Genomic DNA, 20,141 nt, shown 5'->3' on the forward strand with positions numbered 1-20,141 from the left:
TCAGAGCCTGCGAAGTCCACTCAGCACCCTCTCCAGCAGTTCAGTGCCCACCGCGTCATCGGAGTCGTCCAAAATGGTCGGCTCGTGGACCGCGACCAGGCCGTCCGTCGCCATGTCGGCGATGAGCACCCGGGCCACACCAAGTGGGAGCTGCATCCGCGCCGCGATCTCGGCGAGCGACTGCACACGTCCGTCACACAGCGCGGCGATGTACTGGTGTTCACGACCCTGGCCGCTGTTGCCATTGGCAACGGCCCGGCCGCGCACCGTCGTCTCGACGAGCGCCTCCAGCGCGATGTCGAGCCGGGGACGGGTACGACCGCGGGTCACGGCGTATGGACGGACCAACGCTCCGGTCGGTTCGTCACGATCGGCCATGTCGCCGCTCACCTCCTTCGCACCCGTTACCGGCTCCCACCGGTGAAGCCCGTCGTTGTTGTCGTTGTTGCAGTTGCGCCGACCTCAAGATCGGCGAGGCGTCAGCCCAGCATTCCCGCAGCCGCACGCGGCTGCGGGGTCAACGCGTCGCCCACCCGGTCGACCAGTAGTGCCATCTCGTAACCAACCTGCCCGACGTCGGAGCTGCGGGCGGCCAGCACGGCAAAGGACGAGCCGTCCGAGATGGACATCAGGAACAGGAAGCCATTGTCCATCTCCACGACGGTCTGCAACACCGCGCCTCCCTCGAAGCAGCGGGCCGCACCCTGGGTCAGGCTGACCAGACCCGACGCGATCGCGGCGAGCTGGTCAGCGCGGTCCCGTGGCAGATCCCGTGACGACGCGAGGAGCAGGCCGTCCGCCGAGACGGCGACCGCATGCGCGACACCGGGCACCCGGTCGGCGAAGTTGGCCAGCAGCCAACCAAGATCCTGCGTAGTTGTCATCCTTCTTGCTCCTTCTGCCCGCTCCCGGCCACCGGGCCTGAGCCAGACTGCGAGGATTGCTGCCCTCCCGGAGTCGCCTCCGGGCTGGTCGGGTTGTCCGAGGTGTTACGCCCCCGCTGCACGCCCCGGTGGTAGGCCGAGAGCAGGCCACGGACCGCCTCCGGGGTGCGGCGCTGGGACGAGATGGTGGGCTTCTCCACCGCGCCCGGCACCAGCTGCGCCATCGGCTTGCGCTTCGGCAGACCGGTCGTGGTGGTCTCGTTCACCGGTGCCGCGCTGGCCGCCGCCGAGGCAGCCCGCCAGCCGTCGTCGGCAGCGGTCTCCCAGCCGTTGGTCTGCGGTTGGGGCCGGCGGTTCGGCAGGCTCTCAGCGAGGCTCGGGCGAGCGCCCGCGTTCGCTGTCGACCCGTTGTCCCGCGGCGCTCCTCCGGCCGTCGGAGTGTCTGCCATCGGTGTGTTACCTGTCGTCCCGGGTGGTGTCTTCTGGCCCGCCCGACCGCTCGCGTCGACCGTGGCGAATTGCTGGGTCGCGCTGCCGCCGTTCGTCGCCGGCTGGGCGTTGGCTGCGGTCTCCTCGGAACCCGGCCGCCGGGTACGGAACCAGGCCGACTCGAGCTCCCGGAAGATCGGCAGCTCCATGGTCTCGTCCGCGTACCGCTGCCGGTTCTGGGGCTGCGGCTGCTGCGGCGCCGGCCGGCTCTGCGCCTGGGGCGCGGGTGCCGGGGTCGGTGCCGGCGGCTGGGGTACCGCGGCCGGCTGCTCGCCGGGTCGTGGCACCCGCGGCAGCTCCGTCGTCATGTCCAGGGCGGCAGCGAGCCGCTCGGGCACCGGCGGAGTCGCCGTCTCCCGCTCACCGCCGGGCACCGGCGGCCAGGCCGGCGGTGCGCCAGCGCCGGACGTCGACGCGGGCGGGGCGGACCGGGGCGCGAAGCCGCTGAACGAGCCGGTCGCGGGCGGGGCCGAGTATGGCTGCCCGGAGGCCGGCGGCGCCGAGTACGGCTGACCCGAGGCCGGAGCGGCCGAGACCGGCGGAACGCCGTACGGCTGACCCGAGGCCGGGGCCGCCGAGACCGGCGGACCGGCGTACGGCACACCCGAGTAGGGCTGCCCCGAGTACGGCTGGCCGGAGGCCGGCGAGGCGGAGACCGGCGCACCGGAGTAGGGCTGCGCGGAGATCGGGGGCGCCGAGTACGGGCGCGTCTCCGGGCTGCTGGGCAGCTGGCGCGGGATGGTCGGCTGCTGACCGGTGGCACCCGGATCGTCACCGGACCGGCGCTGCGGCAGCGGGTCGATCTGCTGACCGTTGGCCGACCGCGGGGTGAACCCGTCGCCGCCGTTGACCCCGTTCGTCGGGGCCGCGCCGGTGAGGTCGGACCAGGCCGGCATCGAGCGGTATCCGCCAGCGGTGGCGGGGGTGCCGGAGCCGTTGCGGCTCGCCGGATCGAACGGGCGACCGCCCAGGGTGACCTGGTTGCCGGACTCGCTCGGGCGGGGAACGTTGCCGAGGGCGGGCAGCGCACCGAAGGCCGGCGCGGGGCCACCCTGCTGCGGGCCGCTGGCGGCCGGCAGAGCCGGCGGCTGCTGCACCCGGCCGGAGAGCGCCCGGGGCACCAGCACCGCGGTCGGCAGCGTCACGTCGGCGACCGTGCCACGGTCACCGCCGGGGCGAAGCTCGACGCGGACCCCGTGCCGGGACGCCAGACGGGCGACCACGACCAGGCCCATCATCCGGGACACCGCCACGTCCACCTGCGGCGGCGTGGCCAGCTTCTCGTTGAGCTCGTGCAGCTGCTCACCGCTGATGCCGATGCCGCGGTCCTCGACGTAGAGCGAGGCGCGGTCGCCGACCCGGCGGGCCTCGACCATCACCTGCGAATCCGGCGGCGAGAACGCGGTCGCGTTGTCGAACAGCTCGGCGACGAGGTGCACCAGGTCGTTGACCGCGTGCGCGGCGACCTCGATGTCGCGGTCGATGACCCCGAACTCGATCCGGGTGTAGTGCTCGACCTCGGACTGCGCGGCACGCAGCACGTCGATGAGAGCGGCCGGCTCGCGCTGCACGCGGGTCGAGTCGGCGCCGGCGAGCACCAGCAGGTTCTCGTCGTTGCGGCGCATTCGGGTGGCCAGGTGGTCGAGCTGGAACAGCTCGGCCAGGCGGTCCGGGTCCTCCTCGCCGCGTTCCAACCGGTCGAGGTGCCCGATGAGGCGGTCGACCAGGATCTGCGAACGGCGGGCCAGGTTGACGAACATGGTCGCGACGGAGGCACGCAGTGCCGCCTGCTCGGCCGCCGTGCGGACGGCTTCCAGGTGGACGGCGTTGAACGCCTCGGTCACCTGACCGAACTCGTCCTTGCTGCGGACCGGCAGCGGCTCGGCGATCTGGTTGGCCAGCTGCACCGGGGAGAGCTGCCCGACGACCTGCGGGTCCCGAAGTCGGGCAACCGCCTGCGGCAGGCCGTACTGGGCGACGGAGAGGGCACCCTGCCGAAGCTCACGCAGCGAGCGGGCCATCGAGCGGGCGACCAGGTACGCGAAGAGGATGGACAGCAGCAGCATGCTGAGCAGCAGGCCGGTCTCCAGGAAGACCTGTCGCTGCACGTCCGAGCGCAGGTTGTCGGCCTCGGCGACCACATCGCCGTCGAGCTTCGTCTCGACGTTGCGGATCAGCTTGGCGTTGGCCGTCATGGCGCTTTCCCACTGGTCCGGGCCGAACGGTGCGCCACGCATGTCGCCGGTGGTGTTGCCGTCGATCCAGCCGGTGTAGTTCTGCGCCTCCCGGCGGTCACCGCCGGCGACCGTCTGGTCGTGGAACTTCGCCTCGTCCGGGCTCGCGACGGCCTTGAAGCTCTGCAGCGCCTGCTGCTGGCCGGTGCCGCTGGCGATGTAGTCGGTGCGCAGCGCCGGAGTCAGCCGCTGACCGCCCTTCACACCCAGCGCACGGTGCACGACGACCCGGCGTGCGGAGAGGAACTCCTTCTCCCGGGCGACCGCCGCGGCGGCGCGCATCCGGTCGCTCAGGTCGTTGTCACCGGCGAGCTGGGTGGCGGAGTCACGGATGGCGAGCAGGTCGCTGATCAGACCCTCGTACGCCTGGATGGTCTCGGTGAGCGCGAGCTTGCCGTTGTAGACCTGGCTGCGGATGCCCGGCAGATCCTTCAGGTTCTGGTCGATCCCGTCGAGCATGCCCCTCAGGCTGCCCGGCAGGTCCTCGATCTCGGCCCGCTGCTCCAGGTAGGGAGCCTTCGCCTGGTCGACCCGGGAGTTGACCCGGCTGTAGGCCTCCTGGTACTGCGCCGTCGGCTGCGTCCCGCTGGCACCCAGCAGCAGCACGGCGGTGGTCCGCTCGTCCTGCAGCGTGTCGACCAGGTCACCCGAGTAGCTCGACAGGTTGGCCAGGTCGCCGGCCCGGTTGGCATTGTTGAGTGTCTCCAGGTGATCGATCAGACCACTTGTGCCCACCACGATCGTGGCGATGGTCGGCACGATCATGATGAGACCGAGCTTGGACCAGATCGGCATGTCCCCGAGCCGGCTGGCCGGCCGGCGCAGCCGCGACAGGAAGGAGCCCGCCGTCTTTGGCCGTTTGCTCACGTCACCGCCCTCGCGATTACAGCTTGAACGCGTTGCCCCGGGCAACGCCCAGCGACCGACCCGGCGGGTCGGACCCCCGAGATTCCATCACGCCGCCCGGCAAGAAGAAAGCCCAGGTTGTCACCGACCGAAGGTGTGATGAGATGTTAATGCGATTTGATAGCAGTCCGTCTGGCCGGAGTAACTGAAGGTAATGAAACATCCGCACCGCGTTGTCCTGCTCGCTGGCCCTTCTGGCTCCGGAAAGTCGTACATAGCACAGCAAACCGGCTTGCCGGTGCTCTGCCTGGACGACTTCTACAAAGACGGTGATGACCCTACGTTGCCGCTACGAAACGGCCAGGTGGACTGGGAATCGCCCGAGTCGTGGGACGCACTGACTGCGGTGGAAACGATTGCCCAACTGGCTCGTGAAGGTCGAGCCGAAGTGCCGGTTTATGCGATCGGCGCAGATCGACGGGTGGCCACCCGGCCATTTGATCTCACCGGATCGCCACTTTTCGTGGCCGAAGGGATCTTCGCCGCCGAGATCGTCGAGGAGTGCCGTCGGCGGGGGCTGCTCGCCGGGGCGTACGCGCTGCGTCGGCCGCGCGGAGCGACCTTCCTGCGCCGGCTGGCCCGCGATCTGGCCGAGCAGCGCAAGGCGCCCCGGGTGCTGGTCCAGCGCGGGGTGGCGCTGCTACGGGCCGAGCCCGCGGTGCTGCGCCGGCAGACCGGGCTGGGCGCCGAGGCGGCCCGTGCCCGGGAGGTGCTGCGCCGGGTGGCCGGCCTGCTCGCCGGCCACCCGCACGGCTGACCTCAGGTCAGCAGCTTGGCGTACGCCGGCTTGATCACCTCGTCGATGATCCGCAGCCGCTCGTCGAACGGGATGAAGGCGCTCTTCATCGCGTTGATGGTGAACCACTGCAACTCCCGCCAGCCGTAGCCAAACGTCTCCACCAGCAGGGCCATCTCCCGGGACATCGACGTGCCGCTCATCAGCCGGTTGTCCGTGTTGACGGTGACCCGGAAGCGCAGGTCCCGCAGCAGGCCGATCGGGTGGTCCGCGATCGAGTCGACCGCGCCGGTCTGCACGTTCGAGGACGGGCACAGCTCCAGTGGGATCCGCTTGTCCCGGACGTACGCGGCCAACCGGCCGAGCACCGGCGTCCCGCCGGGAGTGATGTCGTCCACAATCCGTACGCCGTGGCCGAGCCGGTCCGCGCCGCACCACTGGATCGCCTGCCAGATCGACGGCAGACCGAACGCCTCGCCCGCGTGGATGGTGAAGTGGAAGTTCTCCCGCTGGAGGTATTCGAAGGCGTCCAGGTGCCGGGTGGGCGGGAAGCCCGCCTCGGCGCCGGCGATGTCGAAACCGACCACCCCCGCGTCCCGGTGCCGCACCGCCAGCTCGGCGATCTCCTGCGAGCGGGCCGCGTGCCGCATCGCGGTGAGCAGGGTGCCCACCCGAATGCTGAGACCCGCCTCGACGGCCTGGGCGGTGCCCTCGGCGAACCCGGCCAGCACCGCCTCGACCACCTCGTCCAGGCTCAGGTCCCGTTCCAGGTGCTGTTCCGGGGCGAAGCGCACCTCGGCGTAGACCACCCCGTCGGCGGCCAGGTCCAGTGCGCACTCGCGGGCGACCCGGCGCAGCGCCGGCCCGGTCTGCATGACCGCCACGGTGTGCGCGAAGGTCTCCAGGTAGCGCTCCAGCGAGCCGGAGTCGGCCGCGTCCACGAACCAGCGCCCGAGCGCGTCCGGGTCGGTGGTCGGCAGTTCGTGACCCACCTCCGCGGCCAGCTCGACGATCGTCGCCGGCCGCAGCCCGCCGTCGAGGTGGTCGTGCAGCAGCGCCTTCGGGACCTTGACGATGTCCTCGTACCGGATAGTTGCGGCCATGCTCAGACCCTAGTCAGCGGCCTCAGGATCGGTACTGGGACCCGGCTAGGCTCGGGACGTGGATTCGCACGTCGTCGACCGGCTGCGCTGCCCGGTCTGCGGCGAGCCGCTGGCCGAGACCAACGCCGACACCGCCCGCGCGCTGCGCTGCCCCCGCCGGCACAGCTTCGACATCGCCCGGCAGGGGTACGTCAACCTGCTCGCCGGGCGCGCCCCGCACGTCGGCGACAGCGCCGAGATGGTGGCCGCGCGGGCGGACTTCCTCGCCGCCGGGCACTACGATCTCGTGTCGACCGCCCTCGTTGAAGCCGCGACCGAGGCCATCGCCCGGATCCGTACGACAACCCGGGGACCTGCCACATCCGTCGACGCGTACCCCCTGGTGGTGGATGCCGGCGCCGGCACCGGCCGGTACCTCGGCGCGGTGCTGGCGGCGCTGCCGGACGCGGTGGGTCTGGCCCTGGACGTGTCCAAGCCGGCGCTGCGCCGCGCGGCCCGGGCGCATCCCCGGGCGGCCGCCGCGCTCGCCGACACCTGGCAGCAGCTGCCGCTCGCCGACGCCTCGACCGCCGTGCTGCTGAACGTGTTCGCCCCGCGCAACGGCCCGGAGTTCCACCGGGTCCTCGACCCGGCCGGGACGCTGCTGGTCGTCACTCCCGCCGTCGACCATCTCGGCGAACTGGTGGGCGCCCTCGACCTGCTGCGGGTGGCCCCGGACAAGGCCGACCGGGTGTCCGGCAGCCTGGGCGGGCACTTCACCCCGATCAGCTCGGCGGAACACCGCACGGAGTTGACGCTGACCCGGACGGAGGCGGCCACCCTGGTCGGGATGGGCCCCAGCGCCTGGCACACCGAGCCGGCCGCACTCGGCGCCCGGCTGGCCGCGTTGCCGGAGCCGGTCCGGGTGACCGCGGCGATACGACTGGACTCCTACCGACCCCGCTGAGGTCAGGTGGAGAGGTCGACCTCTTCCCAGCCCGGCGGCTCGTCGTGGTACGGCCCGCGCAGGATCACCGCCCACTCCAGCGCCCAACGCCGCTGACCGATCGCGTTCGCGTCGATGAGCCCCGGCAGCGAACGCCCGCCCCGCTCGGTCTCCAGGTAGGCCCAGTCCAGGCAGTAGTGCAGGTCGAGCATGGCCGCCGCGTCGGCGGGGTGCTGCGGCGCGGCGAGGATCCGCGACCGCCAACGCGGAAACGTCTCCCCCTCGGCGATGTGCGGCAGCCGCTCGACCAGCCGCTCGTCCACGGCGAGGGTCGGGTCGAGCTGCTTGCTCAGCCCGAGCACCCAGGCCAGCGCGAAGAGCGCGTCGTGGTGCAGCACGAACGACCGGTGGTCGCCCTTGCCGCCCATCACGAACTGCCACTCCGGCGGGGTGACCATCTCGACCAGGTGCGACCCGAGCAGCCAGCTCATCGCCGCCTGTGGGGGCATTCCGAAGCAGCGGGCCAGGATCAGGTGCAACACGGCGATCCGTGCCTCGATCTCCGCCGTGGGGCGCAGGTCGATCACATCACCCGGCTCCCAGACGAGCGGAAACTGCGCCGGAGGCAACGGCAGGCCCAGCCGGGACAGCTCGTCCAGGCTCGCCTCGCGCACCTCACGGGGGTTCGGTGCAGGTACGGTCACGGCGGGTCTTCCTGTCTGCTCGCGACGGCTCAAGGCCGGCTGTCCCCCCTTGGCCTGGGAGAATAGCGGTCTCAGGTGAGCAGCACCATGCCACCCCGATGCCCCCGCCGGGTCAGCCGATCCGCTCGATGACCAGCGGCGTCGCCGCCGGCGCGGTCGGCGCGATCCGCACCGCACGGGCGGCCTCCGCCAGCGCAGCCGGAATCCGCGCCGGGTCCTCGGCACGCAGCTCGTAGAGGGCGTCGCCGGCACGCACCGCATCGCCCGGCCGCTTGTGCAGGAGCACCCCGGCCGGCACGCTGACCGGGTCCTCCTTGCGGGCCCGACCCGCGCCGAGCCGCCAGGCCGCAACCCCCATGGCGTACGCGTCGACGGCCGCCACGTACCCGTCCTGCTCGGCCCGGACCACCTCCACCTCACCCGCGGTCGGCATCGGCGCGTCCGGATCGCCGCCCTGCGCCCTGATCATCGCCCGCCAGGAGTCCATCGCCCGGCCGTCGCGCAGCGCGGCCGCCGGGTCGGCGTCCGGCAGACCGGCGGCGTCGAGCATCTCCCGGGCCAGGGCCAGCGTCAGCTCCACCACGTCGGCCGGCCCACCACCGGCCAGCACCTCGACCGACTCGGTCACCTCGACCGCGTTGCCGATCGCCAGGCCGAGCGGGGTGGACATGTCGGTGAGCAGAGCGACCGTCCGTACGCCGTGCGCGCCGCCCAGCTCGACCATGGTGCGGGCCAGCTCGCGGGCCTGGTCGACGGACTTCATGAAGGCGCCCGAGCCGACCTTGACGTCGAGGACCAGCGCCCCGGTGCCCTCGGCGATCTTCTTGCTCATGATCGAGCTGGCGATCAGCGGGATCGCCTCCACGGTGCCGGTCACGTCGCGCAGCGCGTACAGCTTGCGGTCGGCTGGTGCGAGCCCCGCTCCGGCGGCGCAGATCACCGCGCCGACGTCGTCGAGCTGGGCGATGAACTCGTCGTTGCTCACCGTGGCCCGCCAGCCCGGGACCGACTCCAACTTGTCCAAAGTGCCGCCGGTGTGCCCGAGACCGCGTCCGCTCAGCTGCGGTACGGCCGCGCCGCAGGCCGCCACCAGCGGGGTGAGCGGCAGAGTGATCTTGTCGCCGACACCGCCGGTGGAATGCTTGTCGACCGTCGGCCGGCGTACCGCCGAGAGGTCCAGCCGCTCACCGCTGGCGATCATCGCGGCGGTCCACCGGGCGATCTCCGGCCCGGTCATGCCGTTCAGCAGGATCGCCATGGCCAGCGCGGACATCTGCTCGTCGGCGACCACCCCCCGGGTGTACGCGTCCACCACCCAGTCGATCTGCGCGTCCGACAGCACACCCCCGTCGCGCTTGACCCGAATCACGTCAACAGCAGCAAAAGCACTCATCAAGAAAGATCTTCCTAGTCATCTGCAGATCCGACCCGCCGCCGTGACCGACCGCCCGGAGCCGGGCACGGTCGTCCCCGGCCCCAGAGCGCAACCACTCAACCCCAGCGGACCGGGATCTCCAACGGCGGCTCACCCTCGCCAGCCCAGAAGATGGTGCCGGTCGCGTCGACCACCACCACACGCGGCGTACGGGCCAGGCCCCAGGTGATCGCCTCCGCCGGGTCGTCCCAGCTCGGGCCCTCCTCCAGCACGCCGGTCTCGGCGCCCGCGTCGTCCCCGGCCGACCGCTCCCAGTACGCCGTCCAGACCTGCTGCCCGTCGGACATGTCCGGGTGCACGAAGACCGTGCCCCGCCCGCGCCACGCGGCCAGCCGTTCCGGGACCACCGGGACCGGTGTCTCGCCGGTCACCGCCTCCAGGTCCTCCACGCCGAAGGCGTGCGGCAGCAGCTCGGCCATCCGCAGCGGTTGGGTCCGGGTCTCGATCAGGCACTCCGGCCCGCCGTGCTCCCAGAGCAGTTGCCGGCACCGGCCGCACGGCATCAGCGGCTCACCCGTGGCGTCGACGCAGGAGAGTGCGACGAGCCGGCCACCGCCGGTGGCGTGCAGGCTGGAGACCACTCCGCACTCGGCGCAGAGGGTCACCCCGTACGCGGCGTTCTCCACGTTGCAGCCGACCACCACGCGGCCGTCGTCGACCAGTGCGGCCGCGCCGACCGGGAACGTCGAGTACGGCGCGTACGCGTGCCGCATCGCGTCGGTGGCGGCGGCGCGCAACCGCGCCCAGTCGATCTCCATGGCCCCAATCTTGCCTCATCTGTCAGGTGAACTGCGACGAGGCGACGACTTTGCCGGCACGACCAACGTCGAGCGGCCGACAGGAATGCTCCTGCCGGCCGCTCGACGTCGTGACTGTCAGTAGTACCAACCGGAACAGGCCCAACTGCCGTCCGGCACCCATGCCGACCCGTTGTAGTGCGCGTAGTCCCAGCAGACGCGGTGGCGGTCCAGTTCGCCTGCGCTGTTCGCGGTGTGAGTCGTGTTCTTGGTCCCGGTGGCGCCGCTACCCATGGTCGCCGTGTACGTCGCCTGCGTGTAGTAGCCGTACGGAGACCTGATCTGACGCTCCACCATGACGGCGTAGCCGGGCGCGGTCGGGTAGGTGCTGTCGACTACCAGCCGCCCCCATCGCTCGCTGCAGGCACCGTCACCCATCAACTTCCAGCCCTTTGTCGAGGATTCCTCGTAGTGGGCGTACTGAACCGTCGAGCAGGACGCCGAGGCAGGGCTGGCCGGCAGCACCACCGTGGCGAGGCCCACCAGCGCCCCGATTCCAACGAGCGCGCTGGCTACACGCCGATTACGCATCGGAATTCACATCCTTCCCAAATACCGCTGACATCGACCTGACGTCGACGGAAGGCTATGAAGAGCGTCCATCAGAAGGCCCTCATTCGATCATCTGATCCCTCACTCAGTGACCGTGGCGTGCCGATAGGAAAGCGATGGCCAGGTGATGGGCCTGCTCCGTACGTTCCGCGCAGTCGCTTCCGTCCGTGAGCCTTCGGGACTGTCTCAGCGACCACCATTCACTCCAGCGACCGGAATCAGGTGGCAATGGCAGACGCCAAGGTACTAGAAGCCCAAAGATGGGTTAACTCGACTTACCGGTCCGTGCCGAACTACAACCCCTGCCCGGAGAACGGCCAGACCGGCTGGTCCACCATGTACTCGTTAACCCGAGCGCTGCAGCACGAACTCGGCATCACCGCGCTTTCGGATGCCTTCGGGCCCACGACGATGTCGCGGCTCACCGCCCTCGGGGACATCGGCCCGGACACGAGCAATGGCAATATCGTCAACATCGTGCAGCATGCGCTCTTCTGCAAGGGCTACTGGGGCGGTGACGGCGACGGGGTGTACGGCGTCGAGACGGCCTCTGCGATCGCCCAACTCAAGGCACATGCTGGTCTCGACGCCTCCAACACGGACGTGCAGCCGAAGGTCTTCAAGTCACTGCTCACCATGGACGCCTACGTGCTGCTCTCGGGTGGCCGGGACGAGGTACGCAATATCCAACGCTGGCTGAACGGCCGCTACCTCAACAAGTCGACGTTCTTCATCGGACCGTGCGATGGGCACTACTCCCGGGACGTGCAACAGGCCCTGATGAAAGCGATCCAGTACGAGGTCGGCATCCCTCCGGACCAGGCCAACGGTAATTTCGGGCCGGCCACGCAGCAAGGGCTCCGGGATCACCCCGTCGCACAGGGTTCGTCCGGGATCTTCGTCCAACTGTTCAGCGCCGCATGCGTCTTCAACGGCGTGGTCGTGAGCGGCACCGGCTCGTACAACACCAGCTTCAAGAGCGTCTTCGACGCGGCACTCACCACCTACGTCAACGAGTTCCAGCGATTCTCGGCGCTGACCGTCTCTGGCCGTGGTGATTACCAGACGTGGGCCCAACTGCTGGTGTCCACCGGTGACCCGGACCGGCCGGCGAGTGCCTGCGACACGCGCTATCACATCAGCGAGGCCCGGGCCCGCGCGCTTGTGGGTTCCGGCTACTACGTGGTGGGCCGCTATCTGGACGAGGACGAGCCGAAGGATCTTCAGAAGGAGATTCAGCCCGGCGAACTGAACGCGATATTCAGGGGCGGGATGCGCATGTTCCCGATCTCCCAGTACGACGGCCGAGGCATCGAGGACTTCACCTACTCGCAGGGCTACAATCACGCCCAGCGGGCCCACGCACGAGCCCTCGGGTATGGATTCAACCGAGGCACGGTCATCTACTTCGCGGTGGACTACGACGCCACGGATGAGGAGATCACGAGCAATATCATCCCCTATTTCCGTGGAGTGCAGGCGGCGCTCTCCAGCCAGGGCAAGCGCTACCTCGCCGGCGTCTACGGATCACGTAACGTGTGCTCGCGGGTCAGCGACGAGACGTACGCCCGTTACTCCTTCGTCTCGGGAATGTCGTGGGGCTTCTCCGGCAACCTGGGCTTCTCGATGCCGGGCAACTGGTCCTTCAACCAGATCAAGGAATTCCGTTACACCACGGGTAGCGACTCGTTCGACCTCGATCGCAACGTACACCGCCCGTTCGGCGACCCGGGTGTGGGCGCCGAGAACGTCGGCGCCACGGGCACACCGATCGAACAGTTCCTCACCTACATCGACCAGCTTCAGGCGGTTGCGACGTCGTACGGAGGGGGCAATGCGAACCGTCTTGTTCTCGACTACCTCCGCTACCCCGTCTACGACGGTGAGACGAGCGGCTGGAACACGTTGCTCGACACCACCGGCGTGGACCGGAACTGGGTCTCCTATGCGCAGGCGAACACTCCCCCGCGTCAGCCGATCTTCATCGACCCCGGCTACGGGATCGAGATCAACGTTGATCACCTGGCGGCGACGGCCTGCGCGGTCTACGCGAAGGGCAGCGGCGGGTTGAACCCGAACGGCTCCGCAGGGTGGCGCGGCGACTTCGGCGGCTGGGGTGGTGATCTGACCACGTTCTACGCCGAGTGGTGGCGCAACGAGGACGAGTACGCCTCCGGCTACGCCTTCTGTATGGACCGGCTCGCGAAGATCAACGTCCAGTCGTCCTTCAGCTTCGGCGACTTCATCGAAGATGTCGACGGCTACCTTCTGGGGATGGCACTGCGCGGAGGTTCAACCGTGAAGGCTGTGCTCCGCGGTCACCTGGGCGGCACCGGCTATCTCACCCGGTTCCGACAGTTCCACACCAGGCGCTACAACGGCTCCAACGCCGATGCGACCACCGCTGCCAGGACGCTCCTGTGTGGCACCGGCGACCTCGTGACCGACGGCCTCCGGACCGCCGCCATACAGCTGACCACCGCTGGCGCTCTGCCTCCACACCTCATGCCCGCGAGCAAGCTCAACCCCTTCCTCCAGGGCTACGTGGATACCCTTCAAAACCTCGTGAACCAGGACGCCAGGACCGCTCGGGAACGAGCGGCACGGCGGTAGGACCGAAAGGAACGGCGTGCTCGCGATTGCGGTCGTCCTGCTCATCGCACCCATCGGGGTGTTGGCCGTGCGTCACCTGAACCGGTGGACCCGGCGGTTGACGCCGCGCTCCCCCGTGCCGACGCGGCTGGCGGGTTATCTGACACTCGCAGCCGCGGCGATGTACGTGTTCGGGTTCGTCCACCTGACCTATTGGGCCACTCCCCGAGAGACCTGCATCGTGCGCTACGGCACCTGGGACGGCAGGTACGGACACGCCAGCTACTGGCCGCTCGAACGCAAGTGTGCCGATGACATCGACATGGTCCCCGGCTATGTCAATCCCCTCATCGTCATCCTCCTGACCGGGGCGCTCACCTGCGCGCTCATCGCGGTGGTCCAGCTTGTGCGGCATCGCCGTGTGGGCTTCGCCCCTCGGTCATGACACCCGCTCGCCGACATCCAGACCAGGAGTACGAACAGATGACCCAACCTGAGACTCTCGGTAACCGGTGGCGCCGCCGTCACCTGCTCGTCGCCGGAATGGCCGGTACGGGTGCCCTCGCCCTCACCGGCCTGCCCGCAACCGCGGCACTGGCCGCACCGGCGGACGCGGCGTCCCCGGGTCAGCCCTGGCGCCGCGCCACCTCCCAGAATGGTTGGCCGGTGGTCGGCTCGACCGATACCCGCCGCTACCGGGTGGAGGGTTCGAACGCGTCGGTCACGCTGTTGGCCGGCATGGTCGGGACGGTTCTACTGCACGTCGTCCGCAGGTTCCACTACGAGATCGGCGAGGTGACCAGGGAGGCGATCGTCGGCCACCGCACGGATCGTCGGATCTCCTCGCCGTACGAATCGAATTACCTTTCCGGCACCGCAGTTGCCCTCTGGCCGGACCGCTATCCGGCGGGAGCTCGGGATGGGCTCTTCGCGCACGAGGTGGCGATCGTTCGAGACATCCTCGCCGACTGCGAGGGTGTCGTCCGCTGGGGTGGCGACCAGCGGACGCAGCCGCAGGAGGGGCACTTCCAGATCGATGTACGTCCCGGCGACGGCCGCCTGAACCATGTGTCCGGAAAGCTGCAAGCCTGGGAGGCCGTTTCCGGGCAGGGTGCGGGCACGCCGGGCGACGTCTACTCGCCGGCGCGCCGCCGGGCGGCTTCAACCCTCGCGGATCGGCAGCGGGCATCGGCATAGGTCTACGGCTACGAGCGTCAGATGTCGATGCGTGGGGCGTGGCCGGATCGACCTCGGCCACGCCTCTCTCCTGCTCAGCCCGCCTCAGAACGCAGGTCTCCGAGTGTCAGTTTCATGCCCGAGAGCAGATCTTGACAGCCTGTAGGCCCATCCGCAGGATGTCACCAACCCAGCTGCAGCCGGGTTGGTACATCGAACGGGGGAACGACCATGCGTTTCAGGATCTTGGGCCCGCCCTGTATTGGGGACGCGCCCAAGGCCACTGGACGCCGCGCCACAGTGGTGGCGGCGATGCTGGTGGCCAACGTCAACAGGGGTGTCTCCGTCGACCGACTAGTCGACGCCGTCTGGGAGGCCGATCCTCCCGCTACCGCTCGGGAGCAGGTGCAGAACTGCGTTTCGATGCTCCGCCGGTCACTCGACAACGGCGCGAACGACGCCACCATCAACCGGAGTGGGCGGGGCTACCAACTCGACGCCGACCCGTACGAGATCGACGCGCACTGCTTCGAGCGGGATCTACACTCGGCCGCCGAACATCTCGATGAGAACAGGCCAGAGGCGGCGGCAGCAGTTCTGCACGGTGCTCTCGCCCTCTGGACGGGCCCGGCACTCGACGGCTTGGACGCGGTCGAACTCCGAGCCCACGCCCTCCGGCTCGACGAGCTACGGGCGACGGCGACCGAACGGCTGATCCAAACGAAGATCAGACTTGGGCGTCTCGACGACGCCGTGGCCGATCTCCGGCGGCTGACCGGACTGCACCCCACCGACGAGCGGTACATGCTTCTGCTGGTCGACGCACTCCTGCTCGGCCGCCGCCCCCCAGAGGCACTGGCCAGCTACCGTGCTTTCGCCAGACGCCTGGCGGACGATCTCGGCAGCCAACCGGGGCCCAGCGCCCATGCCGTGGAGCGGCGGATCCAGCTGGCGCTGCAAGGAACCGAGCCGGCAGCCGGTACGCCTTCTGCGCACGCACGAACCGACAGCGACCTGTCGGCGTTCGCGGGCATGCGAGGAAGCGTCACCGTCGCGACGAGGCAGGACTCGGAGCTACAACGCCACCTCGATGAGGCGATCTCCCACATTCGCGCGGTCTACCTGTTGCTCAACGACGGCCGTTAGGAATCGCGACCACGAACATCGGCGGTGTTGGTTGACACGCCGCCCGGCCGGTCGGCCGGGCGGCGGTCGGCTGCGAGTGTCCAGCCATCTCCGGTCAGCCCTTGATGTACGGCTTGCCGTCGGCGGCCGGTGCGCGGACCCGACCGACCAGCCCGGCGACCGCGAGGATCGTCGCCAGGTAGGGCAGCATGGCCAGGAACTGGCTGGGGATCACACTGTTGATCGCGCCCAGGTAGGTGGCGAGCTGGTCGGCGAAGCCGAAGAAGAGCGCGGCGAGCAGCGCTCCGGTCGGGTTCCACCGGCCGAAGATCAGTGCGGCCAGCGCGATGAAGCCCTTGCCGCCGATCATGTTCTTGGTGAACGAGTAGAGCGCCAGGGTGTACGACGCGCCGCCGATGCCGGCGACCACACCGGCCAGCAGCACGTTGCGGTAGCGCACCCGCAGCACCTTCACGCCGAGCGTGTCGGCGGCGGTCGGGTGCTCGCCGACCGACCGCGTACGCAGTCCCCACCGGGTGCGGAACAGCGCGACGTGGATCACCAGCACCAGGAGCAGGCCGAGGTAGAGGAAGATGTTGCCGCGGAACAGCGCCGGCCCGAGCACCGGGATGTCCCGGAGCAGCGGAATCTCCCAGTTGCCGAAGCGGGGTGCGCTGTTGTATTTCGCCGCGTCGGTCTGCATCAGCCGCTCGTAGAGGAAGCCGGTGACACCGACCGCGAGCAGGTTCAGCACGATGCCGATGACGACCTGGTCGACCAGGTAGCGGATGGCGAAGACGGCCAGCAGCAGCGAGATCAACGCACCACCGATGGCGGCGGCGACCAGGCCCACCCAGACGTTGCCGGAGATGCTGCCGAACAGCGCGCCGCTGAACGCGCCCATCAACAACTGGCCCTCGATGGCCACGTTGACCACGCCGGAGCGCTCACAGAGCACCCCGGCCAGCGCACCGAAGATCAGTGGCAGCGCCAGGATGAACGTGCCCCGGATGATGTTGACCAGGGGCATGAAGTTCTGCCCGGTCGGCGCGGCGGAGACCTGCCAGCAGAGGAAGGAGAGCACGAAGGCGATCAGCCCGACGCCGAGCACGGGAACGAACCACCGCTTCGGCACACCGGCGAGCAGCGCCGCGCCGGCGGCGATCGCGATGATCCCGAACAGGATCGCACCGATCGTGCCGTTGATCTCCAACGCGGCACCGGCCGCGTCGTCGCTGAGCGTGAACCGGGCCTGCTGATCGGTGGCGAGCGCGCCGAAGAAGGCCGCCGCCAGCAGGCCGAGCGCCAGCAACATCAGACCGACCTTGCGGTTACGGGTCCAGAAGCCCTCGTCGACCGGGGCGACCGCCACATCCGGGACAGCCATGGTGGACATGAGTTACCAGCCCTTCGCCAGGCTCGTCTGCAACCGGGCGGCCCGCGCGGCCCGGAGCTGGAAGATCGCCTTCACCAGGGCCGGCGCGGCGATGAAGATGACGATCAGCGCCTGGAGCACGGTGACCAGCTCCAGCGAGATCCCCGAGTACGACTGCATCCGGTTGCCGCCGGCCTGCAGCGCGCCGAACAGCAGCGCGGCCAGCAGGACCCCCCAGGGCTTCACCCGGCCGAGCAGCGCCACCAGGATGCCGTCGAAGCCGATCTGCGCCACCACCAGCGGCGTCAGCGCGCTCGCGGTGGAACCGAGCACCATGTTCGAGCCGCCCAGGCCAGCCAGGATCCCGGCGAAAACCATGATCAGAATGTACGTCCGGGTGACGCTGATGCCGGCGGTTCGGGCCGCGTCCGGGTTGGCGCCGACCGCGCGCAGCTCGAAGCCGAGCGTGGAGCGGTTCAGCAGCCAGGCGACCGCCCAGGTGACCAGCACGGCGAGCAGGATGCCGGCGTGCACCCGCAGGTTGTCGCCGAGCAGTCGGGGCAGCTGCGCGGAGGTGTCCACCGGCCTGCTGATCGCGTCGGTGCGATTCGGGTCCTGCACACCGTTCTGCACGATCAGCCAGGTCAGGAAGTAGGTGCCGACGTAATTGAGCATGATCGTGTTGATCACCTCGTGGGCACCGGCACGGGCCTTGAGGATGCCCGGAATGAAGCCCCAGAGCGCCCCGCCCAGAGCGCCGGCCAGCACCGCCACCAGCAGGTGCAGGCCGGGCGGCAGCGGCAGCAGGAAGCCGGCCAGCGCGGCCAGGATCACACCGATGGTGGCCTGGCCCTGGGCACCGATGTTGAACAGACCGCCACGGAAGGCCAGCGCCACCGACAGGCCGGTGAAGACCAGCGGCGCGGTGTAGGTGAGCGTCTCGGAGATCGGCGCGAGCACGGCCTCCCAGCCGTTGCTGCCGTGCAGCCAGCCGGAGAACGCCTCCGGGTCGAAGATCGAGCCCTTGAACAGGTTCGCGTACGCCTCACTCACCAGCGTCCAACTGGAATTGAGCGCGTCGGACGGGCGGGAGGTGATGTACGAATAGGTGGAGAGCACGTCGGGATCAGAAATGATCATCAGCACCGCGCCGACCACGATCGCCAGCACCAGCGACAGCAGGGTCACCGTGAAGGTGTTGGCCGCCCAGAGGTTGTTCAGGAACAGCCGCCCCAGGCCGGGCTCCGGCGTCGAGCCGCCCGGCCCGGTGGCCGGCGTGGTGGCTGTCTCGGCCCGTTCGGTATTGCCGAGGGCGGTCTGCGCGGCCTGCGCCTCGCTCGCCGGCTCCTTGTCTGGCGAGCCCGACTGCGGGTTGGGGTTGGTCATTCCTCGTCCTCGCTCGCGGAGCCTGCGTCGCTCGCCGCGCCCTCGTCGGGCTCGACGTCGGCGGGTGCCGCGACGGTCTCGGGGGCCGTGTCCGGGCTGATACCGGCCATCAGCAGGCCGATCTCCTCGCGCGGGGTGTCTGGGCCGACGATGCCGATGATCCGCCCGCGGTACATGACCGCGATCCGGTCGGCGAGCCCGATCACCTCGTCGAGTTCGCTGGAGACCACCAGGACGGCGGTGCCGATGTCCCGCTCGTGGATGACCCGGCTGTGGATGAACTCGATGGACCCGACGTCGACGCCGCGGGTCGGCTGGGCGGCGATGAAGAGCTTCAGCGGCCGGGACAGCTCCCGGGCCACGATCACCTTCTGCTGGTTGCCGCCGGAGAGGGTGCCCACCGGCGCGTCCGCCGACGGGGTACGCACGTCGAACTGCTCGATCCGCTCCCTCGCCGAGGTCGCGATCGCGTCCGGCTTGAGCGCGAGCCCGGCGCCGAACGGCGGCCGGTCGTAGATGTCCAGCACCAGGTTCTCCGCGACGCTGAACTCCTTGACCACGCCGTCCACGCTGCGGTCCTCGGGCACGTAGCCGACGCCCGCACGGAGCACCTTCTTGGTCGTCCAGCCGTCGATCCGGTCGCCGACCAGGCTGACCGTACCGGCGAGCACCGGGCGCAGGCCCATGATCGCCTCGATCAGCTCGGTCTGACCGTTGCCCTGTACGCCCGCCACGCCGAGCACCTCGCCCGCGCGTACGGTCAGGTCGATACCGTCGACGGCCCGCACCTGCCGGTCGTCGTCGACGACCAGCCCGGCCACCTCCAGCACCGGCTCGCCCGGCGTCGCCGGGGCCTTTTCCACGGTGAGCCGGACGCTGCGCCCCACCATCAGCGCGGCCAACTCGTCCCGGCTGGCCCCCGGCGAAGCGGTGCCGACGGTCTTGCCGCGCCGGATCACGGTGATCCGGTCGGCGATCGCCTTGACCTCGCCGAGCTTGTGGGTGATGAAGACGATCGACTTGCCGGCGGCCTTGAGCGACCGCATGACCGTCAACAGTTCCTCGGTCTCCTGCGGGGTGAGCACCGCGGTGGGCTCGTCCAGGATGAGCAGGTCGACGTCCCGGGTGAGCGCCTTGACGATCTCGACCCGCTGCTGGACGCCGACCGGCAGGTCCTCGATCACCGCGTCCGGGTCGACCCGCAGGTTGTACCGCTCGGACACCTCGGTGACCTCGCGCCGGGCTCGCCGCCGGTCCAGGAAGCCGGCGATGCCGCCCCGGGTCTGCTCGGCGCCGAGCATGATGTTCTCGGCCACGGTGAAGACCGGCACCAGCATGAAGTGCTGGTGCACCATGCCGATCCCGGCCCCGATCGCGTCGGACGGGCCCTTCAGCTTCAGCGGCTGACCGTCGATGAGGATCTCGCCCTCGTCGGGCTGGTAGAGCCCGTAGAGCACGTTCATCAGGGTCGACTTGCCCGCGCCGTTCTCGCCGAGCAGGGCGTGAATCTCTCCAGGCTCCACCGTCAGGTCGATGTGGTCGTTGGCGACCAGATCACCGAACCGCTTGGTGATGCCGCGCAGTTCGAGTCTCAGCGCAACCTCCTGGAGTGCGAGCGATGGTGCAGCGTAGCTGCCGGTCGACCCGCCCGGAACGGGCCGGTCACCGTGGCGCGCGATCGGCCGCTCCGGCACCACGGGTGCTCACCCGCGGTGCCGGAGC

General features: G+C 69.7%; 17 protein-coding genes. 6 read left to right on the forward strand and 11 right to left on the reverse strand.

The genetic code is table 11. The features are described from left to right. The 3 genes from ACFQGL_RS09920 to ACFQGL_RS09930 all read right to left on the reverse strand — a co-directional run bounded on the left by ACFQGL_RS09920 (position 1) and on the right by ACFQGL_RS09930 (position 4,474). Entirely contained in the window at positions 1 to 378 is a 378-nt protein-coding gene (locus tag ACFQGL_RS09920) for a DUF742 domain-containing protein (RefSeq protein WP_334628721.1), read from the reverse strand. A gap of 101 nt (positions 379 to 479) precedes the next feature. Further along, positions 480 to 884: a roadblock/LC7 domain-containing protein gene (locus ACFQGL_RS09925; protein ID WP_007455462.1), complete on the reverse strand. Its 405-nt coding sequence runs from the start codon at positions 882 to 884 to the stop codon at positions 480 to 482. Then, the gene (locus ACFQGL_RS09930; protein ID WP_377508803.1) at positions 881 to 4,474 is read right to left on the reverse strand and encodes a nitrate- and nitrite sensing domain-containing protein; all 3,594 of its coding nucleotides are present in this window, start codon (positions 4,472 to 4,474) and stop codon (positions 881 to 883) included. Before ACFQGL_RS09930 ends, ACFQGL_RS09925 begins: the two co-directional genes overlap by 4 nt. Positions 4,475 to 4,976: 502 nt before the next feature. Here ACFQGL_RS09930 and ACFQGL_RS09935 point away from each other — a divergent pair. Further along, entirely contained in the window at positions 4,977 to 5,270 is a 294-nt protein-coding gene (locus ACFQGL_RS09935; RefSeq protein WP_354995475.1) for a hypothetical protein, read from the forward strand. A 2-nt stretch (positions 5,271 to 5,272) separates the two neighbouring features. Here ACFQGL_RS09935 and ACFQGL_RS09940 read toward each other — a convergent pair whose 3' ends face one another. Further along, positions 5,273 to 6,352: an adenosine deaminase gene (locus ACFQGL_RS09940; RefSeq protein ID WP_377508806.1), complete on the reverse strand. Its 1,080-nt coding sequence runs from the start codon at positions 6,350 to 6,352 to the stop codon at positions 5,273 to 5,275. Between the two features lie 58 nt (positions 6,353 to 6,410). Between ACFQGL_RS09940 and ACFQGL_RS09945 the strand changes: the two genes are divergently transcribed. Next, positions 6,411 to 7,298: a putative RNA methyltransferase gene (locus ACFQGL_RS09945; RefSeq protein ID WP_377508809.1), complete on the forward strand. Its 888-nt coding sequence runs from the start codon at positions 6,411 to 6,413 to the stop codon at positions 7,296 to 7,298. Between the two features lie 2 nt (positions 7,299 to 7,300). On the opposite strand, the gene ACFQGL_RS09950 is transcribed toward ACFQGL_RS09945, so the two are convergent. The 4 genes from ACFQGL_RS09950 to ACFQGL_RS09965 form a co-directional block, all read right to left on the reverse strand. After that, positions 7,301 to 7,981, reverse strand: coding sequence for a DUF4272 domain-containing protein (locus ACFQGL_RS09950; RefSeq protein WP_377508811.1), 681 nt, complete (start codon positions 7,979 to 7,981; stop codon positions 7,301 to 7,303). 112 nt (positions 7,982 to 8,093) lie between these two features. Further along, complete coding sequence (locus ACFQGL_RS09955; RefSeq protein ID WP_377508813.1) at positions 8,094 to 9,374, reverse strand: thymidine phosphorylase; 1,281 nt, start codon at positions 9,372 to 9,374, stop codon at positions 8,094 to 8,096. Positions 9,375 to 9,472: 98 nt separating this feature from the next. Then, a complete protein-coding gene (locus ACFQGL_RS09960; RefSeq protein WP_377508816.1) occupies positions 9,473 to 10,174 on the reverse strand; it encodes a cytidine deaminase in 702 nt (233 codons plus the stop codon). Between the two features lie 117 nt (positions 10,175 to 10,291). Continuing rightward, positions 10,292 to 10,744 (reverse strand): hypothetical protein, encoded by a 453-nt coding sequence (locus ACFQGL_RS09965; protein WP_377508819.1) that lies wholly within the window; start codon positions 10,742 to 10,744, stop codon positions 10,292 to 10,294. 306 nt (positions 10,745 to 11,050) lie between these two features. On the opposite strand from ACFQGL_RS09965, the gene ACFQGL_RS09970 reads away from it, so the two are divergent. The 4 genes from ACFQGL_RS09970 to ACFQGL_RS09985 all read left to right on the forward strand — a co-directional run bounded on the left by ACFQGL_RS09970 (position 11,051) and on the right by ACFQGL_RS09985 (position 15,679). Then, positions 11,051 to 13,378 carry a glycoside hydrolase domain-containing protein gene (locus tag ACFQGL_RS09970; protein WP_377508822.1) on the forward strand — a complete coding sequence of 776 codons (2,328 nt, stop codon included), beginning with the start codon at positions 11,051 to 11,053 and terminating at the stop codon, positions 13,376 to 13,378. 16 nt (positions 13,379 to 13,394) lie between these two features. Further along, the gene (locus ACFQGL_RS09975; RefSeq protein WP_377508824.1) at positions 13,395 to 13,802 is read left to right on the forward strand and encodes a hypothetical protein; all 408 of its coding nucleotides are present in this window, start codon (positions 13,395 to 13,397) and stop codon (positions 13,800 to 13,802) included. 38 nt (positions 13,803 to 13,840) lie between these two features. Continuing rightward, a complete protein-coding gene (locus tag ACFQGL_RS09980) occupies positions 13,841 to 14,554 on the forward strand; it encodes a hypothetical protein (protein ID WP_377508827.1) in 714 nt (237 codons plus the stop codon). A gap of 291 nt (positions 14,555 to 14,845) precedes the next feature. Then, the gene (locus tag ACFQGL_RS09985) at positions 14,846 to 15,679 is read left to right on the forward strand and encodes an AfsR/SARP family transcriptional regulator (RefSeq protein WP_377508830.1); all 834 of its coding nucleotides are present in this window, start codon (positions 14,846 to 14,848) and stop codon (positions 15,677 to 15,679) included. Positions 15,680 to 15,773: 94 nt separating this feature from the next. Here the strand turns inward: ACFQGL_RS09985 and ACFQGL_RS09990 are convergent, their stop codons facing one another. Genes ACFQGL_RS09990 through ACFQGL_RS10000 form a run of 3 tightly spaced genes read right to left on the reverse strand, consistent with a single transcriptional unit; the run spans position 15,774 to position 20,113 of the window. Beyond that, positions 15,774 to 17,054: an ABC transporter permease gene (locus ACFQGL_RS09990; RefSeq protein WP_377508833.1), complete on the reverse strand. Its 1,281-nt coding sequence runs from the start codon at positions 17,052 to 17,054 to the stop codon at positions 15,774 to 15,776. Between the two features lie 3 nt (positions 17,055 to 17,057). Continuing rightward, complete coding sequence (locus ACFQGL_RS09995; protein ID WP_377508836.1) at positions 17,058 to 18,419, reverse strand: ABC transporter permease; 1,362 nt, start codon at positions 18,417 to 18,419, stop codon at positions 17,058 to 17,060. After that, the gene (locus ACFQGL_RS10000; RefSeq protein ID WP_377508839.1) at positions 18,416 to 20,113 is read right to left on the reverse strand and encodes an ABC transporter ATP-binding protein; all 1,698 of its coding nucleotides are present in this window, start codon (positions 20,111 to 20,113) and stop codon (positions 18,416 to 18,418) included. Before ACFQGL_RS10000 ends, ACFQGL_RS09995 begins: the two co-directional genes overlap by 4 nt. Positions 20,114 to 20,141 lie beyond the last annotated feature (28 nt).

The organism is Micromonospora vulcania (assembly GCF_042658605.1).
Classification (GTDB): domain Bacteria; phylum Actinomycetota; class Actinomycetes; order Mycobacteriales; family Micromonosporaceae; genus Micromonospora; species Micromonospora vulcania.

What these genes read in the sequence shown, in the direction of transcription:
- ACFQGL_RS09925 (WP_007455462.1), bottom strand. Translation starts at nt 884, where the DNA reads ATGACAACTACGCAGGATCTTGGTTGGCTGCTGGCCAACTTCGCCGAC.
- ACFQGL_RS09980 (WP_377508827.1), top strand. Translation starts at nt 13,841, where the DNA reads ATGACCCAACCTGAGACTCTCGGTAACCGGTGGCGCCGCCGTCACCTG.
- ACFQGL_RS09995 (WP_377508836.1), bottom strand. Translation starts at nt 18,419, where the DNA reads ATGACCAACCCCAACCCGCAGTCGGGCTCGCCAGACAAGGAGCCGGCG.
- ACFQGL_RS09955 (WP_377508813.1), bottom strand. Translation starts at nt 9,374, where the DNA reads ATGAGTGCTTTTGCTGCTGTTGACGTGATTCGGGTCAAGCGCGACGGG.
- ACFQGL_RS09920 (WP_334628721.1), bottom strand. Translation starts at nt 378, where the DNA reads ATGGCCGATCGTGACGAACCGACCGGAGCGTTGGTCCGTCCATACGCC.
- ACFQGL_RS09965 (WP_377508819.1), bottom strand. Translation starts at nt 10,744, where the DNA reads ATGCGTAATCGGCGTGTAGCCAGCGCGCTCGTTGGAATCGGGGCGCTG.
- ACFQGL_RS09960 (WP_377508816.1), bottom strand. Translation starts at nt 10,174, where the DNA reads ATGGAGATCGACTGGGCGCGGTTGCGCGCCGCCGCCACCGACGCGATG.
- ACFQGL_RS09985 (WP_377508830.1), top strand. Translation starts at nt 14,846, where the DNA reads ATGCTGGTGGCCAACGTCAACAGGGGTGTCTCCGTCGACCGACTAGTC.
- ACFQGL_RS09940 (WP_377508806.1), bottom strand. Translation starts at nt 6,352, where the DNA reads ATGGCCGCAACTATCCGGTACGAGGACATCGTCAAGGTCCCGAAGGCG.
- ACFQGL_RS09990 (WP_377508833.1), bottom strand. Translation starts at nt 17,054, where the DNA reads ATGTCCACCATGGCTGTCCCGGATGTGGCGGTCGCCCCGGTCGACGAG.